The following is a 17,092-nucleotide window of genomic DNA, read 5'->3' on the forward strand; positions in this document are numbered from 1 at the left end:
ACTTTTGTCAGGCCATGCGCGCGGACGAGCGAGAAGCTCTCGCTAACCATGCCGGGTGACGAGAAATACTCGCCCATGATTTCCAAATGGTCGGCACGATAGCCAGTTTCTTCCTCAAGCTCTCGGGCAGCGGACACCAACGTGTCTTCACCCTCTTCATGGTCGCCAATTAGGCCCGCAGGCAATTCAATACAATTCGCACGAAGCGGAACGCGATATTGTTCGACCAGCAGGACATGATCATCCTCCATCGCCAGGATAACCGCCGCCTTGATGCCGCGGGCGCGGCTGACATATTCCCATTTTCCCCGCGTTTTCGCCGTGATGAAGCGCCCTTGCCACATCACGGTTTCCACCTCGTCTGCTTCCATCATAATTCTATGAGCCTATCGGGTAGCTCGTTAGGATTTTCGCTGCCCTTGGGGAAATGCTCGGCCAAAACGACGCCCATTTGCGCCACCGCTGCCGCAACGCCAGCGCCGGGATTTCCGGCCTTCACGTGATTCAGCAAGGCAACCATTGCGTCACCCCAAACTTCTGGCGCAACCTTGGATGCGATGGCTTCGTCAGCGACTATTTCCGCACGATGCTCTTTCATCGACAGATATAATAAAATACCTGTCCGGCCTAATGTCTTGGACTCGGTTCCGACCTTGAACAGACTGATCGCGCGGCGACGGACGCGGGCTAGCTTTATAGCTTTGGGCGTGAGCGCCAAACGCAAAGGTATCCATTTCAGGATGAACCATGTGCCGATCCATTTCAGCGCGACTGCGGTCAACAGTAATGCAGTAAATTCCCCCGTCGTATATTCATGGCCCCATCCACCCAATAGGCCATTAATCAGGCTCATGTAAAAATCGGGAAAGGTCGCGTAAGTCGCCAAGGCAATGAACGCAACGGCGCTAGCCCAGGCCATGCGGACATCTTCATAATGGTCCGACAGGTCATTTACTATGGTGACGATTTCGCCGCTCGTGTGCTGCTCCGCGTCGGCAACCGCTGCTGTCACCAAGGCATGGTCGGCGGCGGTCATATGGCTGATTTTATACATGGTCATATCGCTTTATCCTACCAACCGCCCGAAGCACCGCCGCCGCCGAAGCTTCCGCCTCCGCCACTAAAACCACCAAAGCCGCCGCCGCCAAAGCCACTGCCGCCGCCCCAGATGATCACTGGAGCTATGCCGCCGCGCCGATGTTTGCGCCCGCCACCATTCATGGAACGGATCATCGGTAGAAATACGAAGAAGATGAGAAAGAGCACAAAGATAATCGCTCCCAGTGGACCGCCTTCATCGCGCTCACGGGGTTGCTGCGCCGCGCTGGCAATCTTGGCCGCCTCGTCGGCGGGGAGTTCGAGTTGCGTGACAATGCGATCCACGCCCGCATTGATGCCGCCAACAAAATCACCGTCCTTAAAGCGCGGCGTGATGTCGTTGCGAATGATCGTCGAGGACAGACCATCCGTCAGCACGGGTTCTAAGCCATAACCCACCTCAATACGCATTTTGCGTTCATTGGGGGCAATGATGAGGATTGCGCCATTGTCCTTTTCGGTCTCGCCTTTGCCATCCTGACCCAGTGCCCATTCCCGACCAAGCCGATAGCCATAATCGGAAATCTCATAGCCTTCGAGGCTGTTCAGCATTGCCACCACCAATTGGCGCTGGGTGCGGGTTTCCAGCCCGGCCAATTTGGCCGTGAGCGCAGCTTCCTGTTGCGGATCAAGCAGATCTGCTTGGTCGACCACACGTCCGGTCAGTTTCGGAAAATCCTGCGCAACTGCTGCTTGGCCCGAAAAGACCAGCAGCAGCGCGATCAGCAGGCCAAGGGCCTTATGCATGTGATACTCCCCAAATGGGCATTATGTGGCGGGTGCCATATCCAGCGTTGGTGCGGTCTCGGCACCTTGTGTGGTGGCCTGATACGGAACCATCGGCTTTGCGCCATGGATGATCTTTGCGCCAATTATGTCGGGGAATGTGCGAATGGTGGTATTATACCCACGCACCGCTTCATTATAATCGCGCAGCGTAATGCGCACGCGGTTTTCCTGACCTTCCAATTGGTCCTGCAATTTCAAATAGCCTTCCTGGCTTTTTAACTGCGGATATTGCTCGACCGAAACCAGCAAGCGGGACAAGCTACCCGATAATTGATTTTGTGCCCTCTGAAACGCCGCCATTTTCGCAGGGTCGTTCAAATCGCTAGGGTTGACCTGAATGCTGGGCGAAGTGGCTTGTGCACGCGCCTGTATGACTTCCGTCAGGGTCTTATTTTCCTGCGCGGCCGCGCCTTTGACGATATTGGCTAGGTTAGGAATGAGGTTAGCGCGCTCTTGAAACGCGGCTTGCACATCAGCCCACTTTGCCTTGGCATTTTCCTCAGCCGTTGGAACACTGTTGATACCGCATCCGGCCAATGAAGCTGCAGCAACGGGCACCAGAAGAAATTTCAAATAAGTTTTACGCATCTAACGAGTTCCTCCACTTGGCAAATTGCCTAGAAATACTGCCTTTTAACGGGCGTGTGTTATATACATAAGGCGCGCCTTGGTCTTTCGCAATGACTGCTGTTGTTTGCGCAATGAATTTTACCAACTGGCTTTGGTGATAAATTTGCTTCGCTTTGGCGCCGTTGTCTGATGTATTGCGCAAGGTGATAGAAAGGCGGGTGCGGCGATGTTGCGCAATCCGCCTACATCAAGACATGACATTAGGGGGAGCAGGATGAAAAAATGGTTATTCGGAGTTTTGTTGGTCATAGCATCAGCAGCGGGCGGTTTTTGGGTCAGCGCAGACAAGGATATGAAAGCGCTTCTGTCCAGCCTGCCGACGGACGCTAACGTGCTGTTCTGGAGCATAGAGCAACGCGACGCCGCGTTTCGCACGATGGACCGAATCCCTATTCTTGCCAAAGCCAATGTGATTGCCAAAGGCGACACGGTATATCCTTTGCCCAAAGGCACACCGCTGACAATCGCAACCGATGTCGACGCCTATATGAAGGCGCAGCGCACCGCAGGGTTGGTCATCATTCATGATGGCAAAGTGCGGATGGAAAAATATGGTCTCGATTTTGGTCCGGAGGGCAAATGGACGAGCTTTTCCGTTGCAAAATCCTTCACCTCGACCTTGGTCGGTGCGGCGATAAAGGATGGCTATATCAAAAGCATCGATGACAAGGTTTCGGCCTATATTCCCGATCTGAAAGGATCTGCTTATGATGACGTCACTATCGCGCAATTGTTGACGATGACGTCCGGCGTCAAATGGAATGAGGATTATGAAGACCCCAAGTCTGACGTTGCCTTGTTCAATGCACACAAGGCCGAAAACGGTATGGACGTAACCGTCAGCTATATGCGCAATCTGCCGCGTGAGGCACCTGCTGGCACAAAATGGGTCTACAAAACCGGCGAAACCAATTTGATTGGCGTGTTGGTCAGTTCCGCCACAAAGAAGACCTTGTCCGCCTATTTATCGGAAAAATTATGGGCCCCATTTGGTATGGAGCAGGATGCAAGCTGGCTATTGGGCGCGAGCGGGCACGAGATTAGCGGCTGCTGCATTCAGGCATCAACGCGCGATTACGCACGTTTTGGTATGTTCATGCTCGGCGGAGCGAAGGCCAACGGCGCAAGCATCTTGCCCGACAACTGGATTGCGCCGGCAACGAGCAAGCAAGCGGATATCGGCATGCCGGGTAAAGGCTATGGCTATCAATGGTGGACCTATGACGATGGCAGTTACGCAGCCCAAGGTATTTTTGGGCAGGGCATCTTCATTGACCCCAAACGCAACCTCATAATCGCGTCGAACAGCAATTGGCCAAAGGCAACTGATCCCAATACGGTCGGTGTGCAACGGGAGGCCTTTTACAAAGCTGTTCAAGCGGCGGTCGATGCAGAAGCGATGTCGCGCGCTAAATAATTATGGTGCGGTGCAAAGTAATTGCGATCTATCGTAATTAAGTTGCGCCGCAAGGCTTGGAAAAAAGGGGCTTTTCTTAGTTGGGATATTAGTCCAGCATATCCAAATCACGGCAATGGTTTCAGCGGGAGAACAATGATGGATTTCAAAACATTTTTGCACGCAGGCAGCAATCGGCGCGCGATGCTGAAGGGCATGGGCGTTGCGGCTGTCGGACTTTCATTAACGGGCGCGCTCGCTGGATGCGGCGAGAAAGAAGCGGCACAGCTTGCCAATGGCGAAGAGGCGAAGCTGAACTTTTATAACTGGGACACTTATATTGGTGAGACCACCTTAGAAGACTACAAGAGCAAAGCGGGCGTTGACGTGAACATGACTTTGTTCGCCAGCAATGACGAATTATTTGCCAAGTTGCGTGCTGGTAACCCAGGCTATGACGTTATCGTGCCGTCCAACGACTTTGTAGAGCGCATGGCCGCAGCGGATATGCTGCTTGAACTCGACAAGGCGCAGATCCCCAATTTCAAGAATGTCGCGGCTGATTATCAGGATGTGCCATATGATCCGGCGCGGAAATATTCGATGCCGTACACATGGCTTGCGCTTGGCATTGGATATCGCAAGTCGAAGGTAAAATCAGTTCCTGATAGCTGGAAAGTCCTGTTTGACAGTGACGAGTATAAGGGGCGCATTGCTGTGCTGTCCGAAGCTGGCGACATGTTCCGGCTATACGGCAAGTATATGGGCAAATCGGTCAACGGCCTAACTGACGCTGATATCAAAATGATTGAAGCGATGATGATCAAGCAAAAGGCAAACATCAAATCCTTCCATGAAGATAATGGGCAGGATCTGTTGCTGAAGGGCGAGGTCGATCTGGTGCTTGAATATAATGGCGATATTGCACAGATTATGGCGGAAGACCCGGATATTGGTTTTGTCATTCCGAAGGAAGGCAGCCAGTTGAACTCGGACAATCTATGCATTCCAAAGGGTGCGCCGCATCCGAAAAATGCGCATGCTTTCATTAACTATTTGCTGGATGCTGAAGCAGGTAAGAAGATTACCGAAACGATCCTCTATCCAACGCCAAATGATGCGGCAAAGGCGCTGATGCCTGATGATTATAAAAATAATCAGGTCATTTTCCCGCCCGCAGCGGTTTTGGCGAAATGCGAATATGCCAAATTCAATCCAGAGCTGCAGCCGAAATATGAGGAGGCGTTTACTCGCGTACGGGCGGCTTAATTGATGTCAGGGCCGTTACAGGACTGGAAAAGCCAGAGGAAGCCTTTTGCTGCCGTTGCGTCGGCACCGGTGTTCTGGCTTGCCCTGTTCTTCATCGCGCCCATGACCATCGTTTGGCTTTACAGCTTTGGGCAGAATGCCGGTCCAGCCGACATTGATTTTTCTGGTACGCTCGACAATTACAAACGCGCGACTGAGTGGTTGTATCTTTCGATCTTCCTCAAAAGTCTTGCGGTGGCCGCGCTCACCACATTGATTTGCCTTATCATTGGCTTTCCGGTGGCGATGGCAATTACCTTTGCAGCGCCGAAATGGCGGCCTTGGCTGCTGCTTGGTATCATGCTGCCCTTTTGGACCAACTTGTTGATCCGCACTTATGCGCTGATGGCGTTGATGGGCACCAACGGCTATATGAACCAGGGACTAGGCGGGCTGTGGGAAGGCGCAAGCTGGTTGCGCACGTTGGTGGGCATGCAACCGCTTGAGGCATGGACGCCCGTACAGTTGCTCTACAATAATTTTGCCGTCGTATTGGGGCTGGTCTACGTCCATCTACCCTTCATGGTTTTGCCCTTATATTCCGCGCTCGACCGGCTGGACAAAAGCCTGATTGAGGCCAGCCTTGATTTAGGTGCAGGCCATTTCAAAACCTTTATGCAAGTCGTGGTGCCGCTCGCCGCGCCGGGCATTGTTGCGGGCGTGATGATCACGCTGATCCCGGCTTTGGGGGCGTATCTGACGCCCGATTTGATGGGTGGCACCGATAGCCAGATGATCGCAAATGTGATTGAACGGCAATTCAAGCGCGCCAATGACTGGCCGTTTGGCGCGGCTTTGTCTTTCCTGCTGATCTACGCGATGTTTATTTTGATTGCGCTGCAATCCATGCGGTCGAACAAAGTGAAGGAGGCGCGCTGATGTTTAACCGCACCGCCATCGCCCCGCTTGAATATACCCGCAAGCTTTGGATGCGCAGTTGGGTTGGGATGACCATGCTGTTCCTTTATGCGCCGCTCATTGTCTTGATGGTTTTCAGCTTCAACGACAGCAAGCGCAATGTCGTGTGGAAAGGTTTTACGCTCAAATATTATGAAAAGGCGCTGAACAACGACAGCCTCGTCGAAGCGATGGTCAATTCGCTTACCATCGCGTTTTTCGCGACGATCATCAGCCTGATTATCGGAACGCTAGCTGCGGTCATGCTCTGGCGCTTTCGCTTTCCGTTCAAGGGGCTGGTGGAAGGCACAATGTCCTTGCCGATCATCGTTCCTGAAATCTGTCTGGGCGTCGCGTTTTTGATCTTCTTTGCCAAAATCGACTGGCCAACCGACCTGCCATGGCCGCTCAACCTGTCTGCGATTACTATTGCGCATATAACCTTCTGCTTTCCTTTTGTTGCCATGGTCGTGCGCGCGCGGTTGGCGAGTTTCAATAAGGAAGAGGAAGAGGCCGCAAAGGATCTTGGCGCGACGGAGTGGCAGGCGTTTCGTGATGTCCTGCTGCCGCATCTAAAGCCGTCTTTAGTGGCAGGCGCATTGCTCGCTTTCACACTCAGCCTCGACGATTTCGTCATCACCTTTTTCACCAGCGGCCCCGACACGATTACCTTTCCGGTAAAGGTCTATTCGATGGTCCGCTTTTCAGTGACGCCAGAGGTCAACGCCGCATCAACCATCCTCATCATCCTCACGGTCGCGCTGACCTTCATCGCCCTGAAATATCAGGGTGTGAAGGGCATATCTGATGCCCATTGAGATGCGAACCGCCGCCTACGGAACACTGATATGACCGAAACCAAAGTACCCATCATCCAAATCCGCAACGTGTCCAAACGCTTTGGCAAGGTGACGGCAGTCGATAATATTAGTCTGGATATTCGCGCAGGTGAATTCTTCGTTTTGCTTGGGCCGTCGGGTTGCGGCAAGACGACTTTGTTGCGGATGATCGCCGGGTTTGAATTGCCGACCGAGGGGCAAATCCTGATCGATGGGCAGGATATGAGCCTTGTTCCGCCGAACAAGCGGCCCGTGAATATGGTGTTCCAAAGCTACGCCGTTTTCCCGCATATGAACGTGACCGATAATGTCGGCTATGGCTTGCGCATATCGGGCGTACCGAAAGGCGAGATTCGCGATCGCGTGGCCGAAGCACTTGAGCTGGTGAAACTAGGCGGATTTGAAGATCGGATGCCCGACCAAATGTCAGGTGGGCAGCGGCAGCGTGTTGCACTTGCTCGCAGCTTGGTGATGCGGCCAAAGGTATTGTTGCTGGATGAGCCGCTTTCCGCGCTTGATGCCAAGCTGCGTGCGCAAATGCAGTTCGAACTGGCGGACTTGCAGGACAAGGTTGGAATCACTTTCGTGACCGTCACGCATGACCAAGACGAGGCATTGTCGATGGCAAGCCGTGTTGCCGTGATCAATAAAGGCGAAGTCGCGCAACTGGCGCCGCCATCGGATCTTTACGAATATCCCGCCAATCGTTTCGTCGCCGACTTTGTGGGCTCCGTGAACATATTTGAAGGCAAGTTGACGCTGGATGAGCCCGATAAGGCGGCGGTTGAGTGTCCGGGCCTTGGCAAGGTATATCTCAACCACGGTGTTACCGGCCCACATGGCGCCGATGTCTGGATCGCTTTGCGGCCCGAAAAGATTTATTTGCACGTTCCCGGTAAAGGGAAGGCCGTCCGCGCTGCGGCCCAAGACGCGCCAGACGGCCATAATCTCGCGCGCGGTACGATTAAGGGGATGAGCTATCTTGGCGACATTACGCTCTATGATATTCAACTTGAGGGCGGCCAAATCATCCGCGTCAGCCGTCCGAACCTGTCCCGCCATGACCAAGAAGATTTCACATGGGATGACAAGGTCAGCATGCACTGGCGTGCCGACAGTCCGGTCGTATTGTTGAGTTAAGCTTATTGACGAAATCAATTTTCGGCAGTCGGTGCCGGCCGCAGATCGATCAGCGTGACGATAATGTTGCTTTCTGGTGATCCGTCTGCGGTTTTAGGCATGCAAAAGCGGTACGTTGAACCTGTAGCCATCATTTTCAGGCTTTCGCTGAAAATCGGTGAAGCCTGGTTCAACGGGATTTTTTCCCATTCGCGCTTTTGCTCAACGATGCCAGTATTGGCATCAAAGATGGTGAAGTCGACAAGAGCCATGTCGCCATCGGCTGGCTTTTTGCCAGCGGCGGCCTTCACGATTTCAAATCCGAGACCGGACGCAGTGGTTTGACTGCATGTCCGTTCGGCAACCGGAATGACTGGTTTTGGTGGTGGGTTGGTGAAAGCGAGCAGATCAACCTCAAACACCAAATCGGCGTTGGCCGGGATAGGGCCCGTGCCCGCTGCACCATAGCCAAGGGCCGCGGGGATGCAGAGGCGGTAGCTGCCGCCAGTCTGCATCAATTGCAGGCCCTGCGCAAATCCGGGAATGACGCCGCCAACGGGGAATTGGGCCGCTTGGCCGGAATCAAATTCGGTGCCGTCTGTGGTCAACATGCCTTTATAATTCACGGTAACCTTGGATCCGGCATTTGGCCGTTCGCCTTTGCCTGGCCTGATGACGGTGTAGGACAGGCCCTCCGGCGTTTTGACATTACAGCTGAGAATAAGAGGCTGTGGCTTTGCCGCAGCTTGCGCCGCTGCTGGAGCAGGCGCAAATACCAAGAGCAGAGCGGGGGTGAGGGCAGCCGTAACAAAGGCGCGTTTGATCAACGGTGAATTCATAAAAGCTCTCGGTAAAGATTGGATGCGGTTGGTATAGCTAGAAGAAACCGTGGTGATGCACCACGGTTTCTTTTTTGTCCTTATCCAATCGCCCGCAATTTTGGCTCCGCCTCATCAAGCGACTTGCGAATAATGCCGACCAGCTCATCAATTTGAGCAGGCGTTATAATGAGCGGCGGGCACATGACGATGCTGTCGCGGATGCCGCGCACCATAAGGCCGTTGCGGATACAGATATCGCGGACGAGCGGCCCTGCTGTACCCTCTGCACCGCCAAAGCGCGCGCCTGTTGCCTTGTCCGCAACAACCTCAATCGCACCAAGCAAGCCAACGGAGCGCGCTTCACCAACCAGCGGATGGTCACGCAAGGGTGCCAGCGCTTTGGCAAGATATGGCCCAGTTTCATTGCGGACTTTTTCGACCAAGCCTTCGCGTTCCATGATTTCGATGTTGCGCAAGGCAACGGCCGACGCGACCGGGTGACCCGAATAAGTGTAGCCATGGACGAAGTCGCCGCCCGTTTTGATCACTTTAACGATTTCCGCACTGACCGCCACGGCGGAGATGGGCAGATATCCCGACGACAGCCCCTTGGCCATCGCGATCATGTCTGGATGGATGCCCATGGTTTCATGGCCCCACATGTTACCTGTACGCCCAAAGCCGCAGATGACCTCATCACAGACCAATAAAATTCCATATTTGCGGCAAATCGCCTCCACCTGCGGCCAGTAATTGGCAGGCGGGATGATCACGCCACCCGCACCTTGCACAGGTTCGCTAATGAAAGCCGCGACATTTTTAGGGCCGACTTCTAAAATCTTGTCTTCAATCGCCTGCGCGCATGCAGTGCCGAAATCCTCCGCCGTCATGTCACGGCCTTCATTATACCAATAAGGCTGGCGCACATGCTCGATGCCAGCCATTGGCAAGATACCCGGTGCGGGGAAGCCTTGGCCGTGCATCGCCTTCATCCCGCCCATGCTGACGCCCGCGACGGTTGAGCCATGATAGGCATTATGGCGGCTGATGATGACGGTACGGCTATGTTCGCCCTTCACCTGCCAATAATGGCGGACCATGCGAAGAATAGTGTCATTTGCTTCCGAGCCGGAGCTGTTGAAAAATACATGCGGCAAGCGGCCACCTGTCAGGCTGGCAATCTTGTCAGCCAGCATGATTGCAGGCGCGTTCGCGGTTTTGAAAAAGCTGTTATAATAAGGCAGCTCAAGCATTTGTTCGCGCGCGACTTCGGCGAGTTCGTCACGGCCATAGCCGACATTGACGCACCACAGGCCAGCCATGCCGTCTAATATGCGGTTACCGTCGCCATCGTGAATGTAGCAGCCTTCGGCATGGGTGATGATCCGGCTACCGCCCAGATCCTCGATTTCCTGCCAGTCGGCTTGCGCGGGCAGATGGTGGGCGATGTCCAAACGGCGGAGTTCGGCGATGTCGTAATTGCGTGGCATATCTATGTCCCTCTATTTTGTCGTCGCACCAGCATAGGCTGGCGCCTATTAGGTCTCGCGGATTGATCCGAGACGCACGATGGACCCCAGCATTGGCTGAGGTGACGATGTATCAGGGCGAAAAGCCTATCCGCGCTTGATAGCGATTAAATCGGGTCACTTTTGTGTTCACAATTCGCCTCTTAGCGCTTTTCCCAAAAGGTGGAAATAGGTTTGCGAATCCGGATCATTTTCCGTGCCCCATTCGGGGTGCCATTGCACTGCGAGCAAAGGAGCGCCGTTGGGCCGTGCGCTATAGGCCTCCACCAAGCCATCTGGCGCGCGGGCTTCGATATGCAGGCCGTCTGCCAAACGGCCAATTCCTTGATAATGGACCGAGTTTACGTTCAAGGCGCTTTTGGCATAAGCGCCCTCCAATATGCCGCCTTCGGTAAGATCGACCGCATGGCGGTGGTCAAACATCGCGTCGAAGGAGGCATCATCAGGAGCATGGTGACGGATCAACGTATCGCTCGCGCTGGTGTCGCGGCGTAAGCTTCCTCCCAAAGCGACGTTGATTTCCTGAAAACCCCGGCAAATGCCAAATACCGGCTTTTGCGCATCGATCATGCGGTCGACCATCGACATGGCAATCTCATCGCGACCATCATCATAGGGTCCGTCGCCGCCTTCTTCCCCATAAAGCCGGGTTGCGACGTTCGATGGACTTCCCGTTAGCAAAATGCCGTCTATGCGCGGCGCGACCTCTGCCGCGGTCATTAGGTCGGGTAGGGAAGGGATGATCAACGCCGCAACATCGGCATAGGTCATGGCCGCGCGAATATAACGATTCATGACGGCTTGGGCGACTTCGCGGCCGACCATGCGGTTGCAGGCGATAACACCCAGAACAGGACGTGCTGTCATAAAAGGCTACCGACCAACGCGCTCATCCTGCCGCTCCAATTAGCTCCCGGCCAATCAGCATCCGCCGAATTTCATTTGTGCCCGCACCAATGTCGAGCAATTTGGCATCGCGCCAATAGCGCTCAACCGGCCAATCCTTGGTATAGCCAGCGCCGCCAAGGGCCTGAATAGCCTCACCAGCGACCTTCACCGCGCTTTCACTGGCGAGCAAGATGGCGCCTGCCGCGTCAAAGCGGGTAGTCTGCCCCGCGTCACATGCACGCGCTACATTGTAGACATAGCTGCGGGCGGAATTGAGCGCGACATACATGTCGGCGACCTTGGCCTGCATCAGTTGAAAACTGCCAATGGGCTTACCGAATTGCTTGCGTTCGCGCACATAAGGCAGAACTACATCCAAGCAGGCCTGCATCACGCCAAGCTGAAGCCCAGCGAGCACGACGCGCTCATAATCCAGACCGGACATCAATACGCCAACGCCGCCATGCAACGGGCCCATCATCTGTTCGTCGGATACGAAGCAATCATTGAACACCAATTCTGCCGTTGGCGAACCGCGCATCCCGACTTTATCGATTTTCTGGCCAATGGAAAAACCCTCCATGTCCTTTTCAATCAGAAACGCGGAGATACCGCGCGAAGATGCCTCTGGCGCGGTCTTGGCATAGACCACCAAAGTGTCGGCATAAGGCGCATTGGTGATCCAAAATTTTGTGCCGTTCAGTATATAACCTCCTTGAACCGCTTCGGCCTTTAGCTTCATTGAAACAACGTCTGAGCCTGCGCCGGTCTCGGACATGGCAAGGCTACCAACATGTTCGCCGGAAATCAGCTTTGGCAGATATTTTGCTTTTTGCTCTGGAGTTGCCCAGCGCGCGATCTGGTTCACGCACAAGTTGGAATGCGCGCCATAGGACAATCCAATAGAGGCAGAGGCGCGGCTTACTTCTTCGACCGCGACAACATGTTCCAAATAGCCCAAGCCGAGGCCGCCATCGGCCGCATCCACGGTAATTCCATGTAAACCAAGTTCGCCCATGGCGGGCCAAAGTTCATTCCGTGGGAACCAGTCATCTGCGTCAATCTTGGCCGCAAGCGGCGCTATTTTGTAGGTTGCGAAACGCTTTGTTGTTTCGCGGATCATGTCGGCATTATCGCCGAGGGCAAAGTCTAATGTCATGCTTGTCATAGACTTACTCTGACAGTTAATTGCATGTGCTGCAAGCATAGGACTAGCCAGTGGGCGACCTTTTGCTTACCGCTCATCGGATGTTGGTTAAGCGAGCGAATCTTCTCTGATGCATTATGATATTCTTATTGTGGGTGGCGGCCATGGCGGCGCACAAGCAGCAATTGCGTTACGGCAGGCCAAATATGAGGGCAGCATCGGCGTGGTGAACGCTGAACCTGAATATCCCTATGAGCGCCCGCCTTTGTCGAAAGACTATTTCGCGGGTGAGAAGGTGTTTGAACGTATCATGATCCGGCCAGCCGCTTTTTGGACGGAGCGCGGCGTCGATATGCTGTTAGGCATGCGCGTGGACGCTGTCGATTCATCTGCCCATGCGGTTACCTTGTCTGACGGGGCGGTCATTTCCTATGGCAGCATGATTTGGGCGACTGGCGGCAGTCCACGCCAACTGCCGGTTGAGGGCAGCAATCTGCCGGGTATGCATGTGGTTCGCACCCGCGCTGACGTTGACGGGATGCTTGGTGGTCTCGACGATGTGGCCGAGGTTGCGATTGTGGGCGGCGGATATATCGGGCTTGAGGCGGCGGCGGTGCTGCGCAAAATGGGCAAGAAGGTAACAGTGCTGGAGGCGATGGATCGCGTACTGGCGCGGGTTGCTGGCGAGCCCCTATCGCGCTTTTACGAGGCCGAGCATCGCGCGCATGGCGTGGATGTGCGCTTGGGTGTGGAAATCAGTGGCATAGAGGGGGAAGATTTTGTCACCGGCGTGCTTTTGGCTGATGGAGAAGTAATCCCTGCGCAAATGGTTATTGTCGGCATTGGTATCGTCCCCGCTGTTGCGCCTTTGCTTGCTGCGGGCGCAGCTGGAGGCGCAGGTGTTGATGTTGACGCTTACTGCCGGACGTCATTGCCCGATATTTTTGCCATTGGTGACTGCGCGGCGCACGCGAATGATTTTGCGGGCGGCAACATCATGCGCGTTGAATCGGTGCAGAACGCCAATGATATGGCCAATGCCGTCGCCAAAAGCCTGACCAATGAATTGACGCCCTATCATGCGGTGCCATGGTTCTGGTCTAACCAATATGATTTGCGCCTGCAGACTGTGGGCATCAGCGCCGGTTATGATGCCGCGGTTTTGCGCGGCGACCCGGACACCCGCAGTTTTTCTGTGGTCTATCTGAAGGCCAATAAAGTCATTGCCCTTGATTGTGTCAACGCGACTAAGGACTATGTCCAGGGCCGCTTATTCGTGACCGACGGTCTGTCGCCTACGGCTGAACAGTTGGCCGATACCAACGTGCCATTGAAGGAACTCGCTGCAGCTTTGATGGCCAACTGAAGTAAATTTTGCCCCCAGTCCGTTCCGCCCTCACGGCCATTTTAGGCCCAACCAACACCGGCAAAACCCACCTCGCCGTGGAGCGGATGTGCGCGCATTCCAGTGGAATGATAGGGTTTCCGCTGCGCTTATTAGCGCGGGAAATTTACGACCGCGTTGTCGCCATGAAAGGCGTGCAGAATGTTGCGTTAATCACGGGCGAGGAACGGATCGAACCGCCGCAAGCCCGGTGGTATTGCTGCACCGTTGAAAGCATGCCCATTCAGAAGGAGTTTGCCTTCGTCGCGATAGACGAAGCGCAATTGGGTGCCGACCCTGAACGGGGACATATTTTCACCGACCGGATATTGCATGCGCGCGGGCGGGAGGAAACGATGATCCTGGGCTCGGAAAGCCTCCGCCCGATTATCCGATCTTTGTTACCCGATGCTGAAATCATCTCCCGTCCGCGTTTTTCAACATTGAGTTATGCTGGCGCAAAAAAGCTTTCGCGCTTGCCCAAACGGTCCGCAATCGTCGCCTTTTCAATCGAGCAAGTTTATGCGGTGGCAGAAACTTTGCGCCGTATGCGCGGCGGCGCTGCGGTGGTGATGGGGGCATTGTCCCCGCGTACGCGTAATGCGCAGGTCGCGATGTTCCAATCGGGCGAGGTGGATTATCTCGTTGCGACCGATGCCATTGGCATGGGGTTGAACCTAGATGTCGCGCACGTCGCATTTGTTAGCCTGTCCAAATTCGATGGCTCTCGCCGCCGACGCCTAACGGTCGCGGAAATGGCGCAAATCGCAGGTCGTGCTGGCCGGCATCAGCGAGATGGGAGTTTTGGGACGTTAGCGGGCGAGGGCAGTGAATTCACGCCTGAAGAAGTGTTGGCGATTGAGGGGCACAGTTTTCCGCGTCTGGACTGGTTGTATTGGCGTGAGGCCAAGCCACGCTTTAACGATATCGCGACTTTGATCGCGGATTTGGAAAAGAAGCCGCATCGCCCAGGGTTATTGCCAGCGCCCAAGGCAATTGACTTGTTGGTGCTTAAGCGTTTGGCCGAAATGCCCGATGTGAAAGCGCTGATCCGTCATCAAGTGGATGTTGCGCGCCTGTGGGAAGTCGCTTGCCTGCCCGATTTTCGGCAAATGGGTGAGGAGCATCACAGCCGCTTTGTTGCGTCGCTGTGGCAATATCTGGGGCAAAATGACCGCGTCATCCCGCAAAGCGTCTATGCCAGTGAACTTGCGCGGCTGGATAACATCCAAGGCGATGTTGATACGCTCTCGGCACGTATCGCGGCGGTGCGAACATGGACCTATATCGCCCATCGCAGCGATTGGTTGACCAATCCGCCCGCCATGGCGGAGCGTGCACGTGCGTTAGAGGAAAAATTATCGGACGCGTTGCACGATGCATTACGCCAGCGATTTGTAGATAAACGCACATCGATGCTATTGCGGAAAAATGCGACGGACGTGGGTTTGTTGCCCGTGGAGATTCAAGCCGACACACATGTTTTGGTCGATGGAGAAGACATTGGTACTTTACAGGGCTTTGCCTTTCGGGTTGACCCGGCGGCCAAAGCAAGTGACCGTAAGTTGTTATTAGCTGCCGCCGAACGGCATTTGGCGGCATATTTGAGACAAAAGGCAAAGGACGTAAGCATGGCACAGGACAGCGAATTCTCGCTCGCAGCGGATGGAGAGGGCAAGCCCGCCATTTTCTGGCAGGGCGAAATATTGGGCGCGCTGTCCAAGGGGCGTACACTGCTTCAACCAGCATTTTCGCCAGTAAAGGCTGTCGCTGGCCTTGAAGGCGACGCGTTGCGCGAAATTACAACCCGCGCCGAAAGCTGGATTGCAACGCAATTGGCCAAAGCCATGGGCGGCATAGTTGGGCTATTGGAACTTGCCCAGCAAGCAGATGTCGACGGCAATGTCCGCGCGCTTGCAGTGCGATTGGCGGATGAAGGGGGTATTGCGGGTCGGCATTATTTGGCCGATGCGATTGCTGCATTGCCCAAGGAAGCCCGCGGCGCTGCGCGAAAGGGTGGCATCGTCTTTGGCGCGCTCGATATCTATCATCATGCCGCGCTGAAGCCAGCGGCGGCCAGATGGCGTGCAGCATTATTTGCGGCGCGCGACAACCGCGCAATGCCAGAACTTCCTCCAGAAAGCGCCGTGCATTTGAAGGCTTGGAATTTTGCCAATGCCTCTGAAGCACGCAACGCAGGATATCGCAGGATCGGTGATGAATATGTCCGCATTGACTTGGCGGAACGGGTTATCAAAAAAGCGCATGAAGCGCGCGGGCAGGGCAATTTGTTTGCTATGGACATGGCGTTCGCGACGTCGTTGGGCATCAGCGAAGCCGGGTTGAAGGCCCTGATGCGCGACGCAGGCTTCCGCCCTGCGGAGCAGGCGCCGGAACCTCAGCCGCAGACGGAGGCTGAAGTCATCGCTGAAATCGTTTCTGAAGTAACTGAGGCCGTTGCGGCAGAAACCGCTCCATTACCCGATGCAGAGGTCACAGAAATGTCAGCATCTGCTGAAGTTGAGGCGATTGCCCCAGACGCTGCCGCGCCGCTAGCAGCCGAGCCGCAAGCTATCATCCTGACGCATTGGCGCTGGGTTGGTCTGCCAAAACCACGCCCGCCTGAACAGCGTCAGCCGCGCGCCAAGCCGCAACGCCAGACATCCCCAGCAACGGGTAAACCAAAGGCTAAGCCGGAGCGCGCACCGGTTGTTGCAAAGCAAAGTGCACAACCATCATCCCTCGCGTTGCAATTGGCGGCACTAAAGGGCCTTAAGCTCTAATCGGCCGGGGCGAAGTTGCGGATCGACAAACTTCTGTTCTTTCTGCGATTTGCCAAGAGTCGGACTCTTGCCCAAGTTTGGGCGGAGACTGGGCATATCCGCGTCAACGGCCGCCGCGTGGAAAAGGCTAGCCTGCCCATCGCTATCGGCGATGTCATCACGCTGCCCATTGGCGACGCTGTGTTTACGTTCAAGCTAATGTTGATGCCAGTCCGGCGCGGTCCGGCTTGTGAGGCAGCGTTTTGTTATCAGCTTATGGATTAAATATGACGGACAGTTGCATTCCACCGTTGACTTCCCCCTGCGCCTCGCAATAGGCAGCAAAGCGAAGCGGCCACTTCGCCGCTGCGTTTAGGAGATTTCCGCAAGTGACTTATGTCGTTACCGATGCCTGCATCCGCTGCAAATATATGGACTGCGTTGAAGTGTGTCCGGTGGATTGCTTTTATGAAGGCGACAATATG

General features: G+C 54.9%; 16 protein-coding genes and 1 pseudogene. 9 read left to right on the forward strand and 8 right to left on the reverse strand.

Translation table 11 applies throughout. The features are described 5' to 3' along the window. The 4 genes from ACILP4_RS09100 to ACILP4_RS09115 form a co-directional block, all read right to left on the reverse strand. On the reverse strand, positions 1-371 hold a 371-nt coding region (locus ACILP4_RS09100; RefSeq protein ID WP_395620407.1), incomplete at its 3' end, for an NUDIX hydrolase. Continuing rightward, on the reverse strand, positions 371-1,054 hold the full coding sequence (locus tag ACILP4_RS09105; protein WP_395620421.1) for a TPM domain-containing protein: 684 nt from the start codon (positions 1,052-1,054) through the stop codon (positions 371-373). The genes ACILP4_RS09100 and ACILP4_RS09105, both read right to left, overlap by 1 nt. A gap of 17 nt (positions 1,055-1,071) precedes the next feature. Next, positions 1,072-1,845, reverse strand: a complete 774-nt coding sequence (locus ACILP4_RS09110) for a TPM domain-containing protein (protein ID WP_395620408.1) — start codon at positions 1,843-1,845, stop codon at positions 1,072-1,074. 21 nt (positions 1,846-1,866) lie between these two features. Continuing rightward, positions 1,867-2,475, reverse strand: coding sequence for a LemA family protein (locus ACILP4_RS09115; protein ID WP_395620409.1), 609 nt, complete (start codon positions 2,473-2,475; stop codon positions 1,867-1,869). A 256-nt stretch (positions 2,476-2,731) separates the two neighbouring features. Between ACILP4_RS09115 and ACILP4_RS09120 the strand changes: the two genes are divergently transcribed. The 5 genes from ACILP4_RS09120 (at position 2,732) to ACILP4_RS09140 (ending at position 8,097) form a co-directional block, all read left to right on the forward strand. Next, positions 2,732-3,934, forward strand: a complete 1,203-nt coding sequence (locus tag ACILP4_RS09120; RefSeq protein ID WP_395620410.1) for a serine hydrolase domain-containing protein — start codon at positions 2,732-2,734, stop codon at positions 3,932-3,934. Positions 3,935-4,072: 138 nt separating this feature from the next. Then, the gene (locus tag ACILP4_RS09125) at positions 4,073-5,182 is read left to right on the forward strand and encodes a PotD/PotF family extracellular solute-binding protein (RefSeq protein WP_395620422.1); all 1,110 of its coding nucleotides are present in this window, start codon (positions 4,073-4,075) and stop codon (positions 5,180-5,182) included. A gap of 3 nt (positions 5,183-5,185) precedes the next feature. Beyond that, positions 5,186-6,100 (forward strand): ABC transporter permease, encoded by a 915-nt coding sequence (locus tag ACILP4_RS09130; RefSeq protein ID WP_395620411.1) that lies wholly within the window; start codon positions 5,186-5,188, stop codon positions 6,098-6,100. Then, on the forward strand, positions 6,100-6,936 hold the full coding sequence (locus ACILP4_RS09135; protein ID WP_395620412.1) for an ABC transporter permease: 837 nt from the start codon (positions 6,100-6,102) through the stop codon (positions 6,934-6,936). The genes ACILP4_RS09130 and ACILP4_RS09135 overlap by 1 nt, the downstream gene beginning before the upstream one ends. A gap of 30 nt (positions 6,937-6,966) precedes the next feature. Next, positions 6,967-8,097: an ABC transporter ATP-binding protein gene (locus ACILP4_RS09140; RefSeq protein ID WP_395620413.1), complete on the forward strand. Its 1,131-nt coding sequence runs from the start codon at positions 6,967-6,969 to the stop codon at positions 8,095-8,097. A 14-nt stretch (positions 8,098-8,111) separates the two neighbouring features. Here ACILP4_RS09140 and ACILP4_RS09145 read toward each other — a convergent pair whose 3' ends face one another. The 4 genes from ACILP4_RS09145 to ACILP4_RS09160 form a co-directional block, all read right to left on the reverse strand. Further along, positions 8,112-8,915 carry an FKBP-type peptidyl-prolyl cis-trans isomerase gene (locus ACILP4_RS09145; RefSeq protein ID WP_395620414.1) on the reverse strand — a complete coding sequence of 268 codons (804 nt, stop codon included), beginning with the start codon at positions 8,913-8,915 and terminating at the stop codon, positions 8,112-8,114. 80 nt (positions 8,916-8,995) lie between these two features. After that, positions 8,996-10,387, reverse strand: coding sequence for an aspartate aminotransferase family protein (locus tag ACILP4_RS09150; protein ID WP_395620415.1), 1,392 nt, complete (start codon positions 10,385-10,387; stop codon positions 8,996-8,998). A 168-nt stretch (positions 10,388-10,555) separates the two neighbouring features. Continuing rightward, positions 10,556-11,293: a gamma-glutamyl-gamma-aminobutyrate hydrolase family protein gene (locus ACILP4_RS09155; protein WP_395620416.1), complete on the reverse strand. Its 738-nt coding sequence runs from the start codon at positions 11,291-11,293 to the stop codon at positions 10,556-10,558. A 22-nt stretch (positions 11,294-11,315) separates the two neighbouring features. Then, the gene (locus tag ACILP4_RS09160) at positions 11,316-12,482 is read right to left on the reverse strand and encodes an isovaleryl-CoA dehydrogenase (RefSeq protein WP_395620417.1); all 1,167 of its coding nucleotides are present in this window, start codon (positions 12,480-12,482) and stop codon (positions 11,316-11,318) included. Between the two features lie 109 nt (positions 12,483-12,591). Here ACILP4_RS09160 and ACILP4_RS09165 point away from each other — a divergent pair, with 109 nt between their 5' ends. The 4 genes and pseudogenes from ACILP4_RS09165 to ACILP4_RS09180 all read left to right on the forward strand — a co-directional run. Continuing rightward, positions 12,592-13,827 carry an NAD(P)/FAD-dependent oxidoreductase gene (locus ACILP4_RS09165; RefSeq protein ID WP_395620418.1) on the forward strand — a complete coding sequence of 412 codons (1,236 nt, stop codon included), beginning with the start codon at positions 12,592-12,594 and terminating at the stop codon, positions 13,825-13,827. An 8-nt stretch (positions 13,828-13,835) separates the two neighbouring features. Next, positions 13,836-16,628, forward strand: coding sequence for a helicase-related protein (locus ACILP4_RS09170; RefSeq protein ID WP_395620419.1), 2,793 nt, complete (start codon positions 13,836-13,838; stop codon positions 16,626-16,628). A gap of 15 nt (positions 16,629-16,643) precedes the next feature. Further along, positions 16,644-16,892, forward strand: a complete 249-nt coding sequence (locus tag ACILP4_RS09175) for an RNA-binding S4 domain-containing protein (RefSeq protein ID WP_395620420.1) — start codon at positions 16,644-16,646, stop codon at positions 16,890-16,892. Positions 16,893-16,996: 104 nt separating this feature from the next. Next, positions 16,997-17,092: pseudogene (locus ACILP4_RS09180) on the forward strand (ferredoxin); the annotation flags it as partial.

Origin of the sequence: Sphingorhabdus sp. (assembly GCF_044239045.1) — a bacterium.
Classification (GTDB): domain Bacteria; phylum Pseudomonadota; class Alphaproteobacteria; order Sphingomonadales; family Sphingomonadaceae; genus Sphingorhabdus_B.

Bases quoted from the DNA above. Each gene is read 5' to 3' on its own strand.
- ACILP4_RS09105 (WP_395620421.1), bottom strand. From the start codon at position 1,054: ATGTATAAAATCAGCCATATGACCGCCGCCGACCATGCCTTGGTGACA.
- ACILP4_RS09110 (WP_395620408.1), bottom strand. From the start codon at position 1,845: ATGCATAAGGCCCTTGGCCTGCTGATCGCGCTGCTGCTGGTCTTTTCG.
- ACILP4_RS09115 (WP_395620409.1), bottom strand. From the start codon at position 2,475: ATGCGTAAAACTTATTTGAAATTTCTTCTGGTGCCCGTTGCTGCAGCT.
- ACILP4_RS09120 (WP_395620410.1), top strand. From the start codon at position 2,732: ATGAAAAAATGGTTATTCGGAGTTTTGTTGGTCATAGCATCAGCAGCG.
- ACILP4_RS09125 (WP_395620422.1), top strand. From the start codon at position 4,073: ATGGATTTCAAAACATTTTTGCACGCAGGCAGCAATCGGCGCGCGATG.
- ACILP4_RS09130 (WP_395620411.1), top strand. From the start codon at position 5,186: ATGTCAGGGCCGTTACAGGACTGGAAAAGCCAGAGGAAGCCTTTTGCT.
- ACILP4_RS09135 (WP_395620412.1), top strand. From the start codon at position 6,100: ATGTTTAACCGCACCGCCATCGCCCCGCTTGAATATACCCGCAAGCTT.
- ACILP4_RS09140 (WP_395620413.1), top strand. From the start codon at position 6,967: ATGACCGAAACCAAAGTACCCATCATCCAAATCCGCAACGTGTCCAAA.
- ACILP4_RS09145 (WP_395620414.1), bottom strand. From the start codon at position 8,915: ATGAATTCACCGTTGATCAAACGCGCCTTTGTTACGGCTGCCCTCACC.
- ACILP4_RS09150 (WP_395620415.1), bottom strand. From the start codon at position 10,387: ATGCCACGCAATTACGACATCGCCGAACTCCGCCGTTTGGACATCGCC.
- ACILP4_RS09155 (WP_395620416.1), bottom strand. From the start codon at position 11,293: ATGACAGCACGTCCTGTTCTGGGTGTTATCGCCTGCAACCGCATGGTC.
- ACILP4_RS09160 (WP_395620417.1), bottom strand. From the start codon at position 12,482: ATGACAAGCATGACATTAGACTTTGCCCTCGGCGATAATGCCGACATG.
- ACILP4_RS09165 (WP_395620418.1), top strand. From the start codon at position 12,592: ATGCATTATGATATTCTTATTGTGGGTGGCGGCCATGGCGGCGCACAA.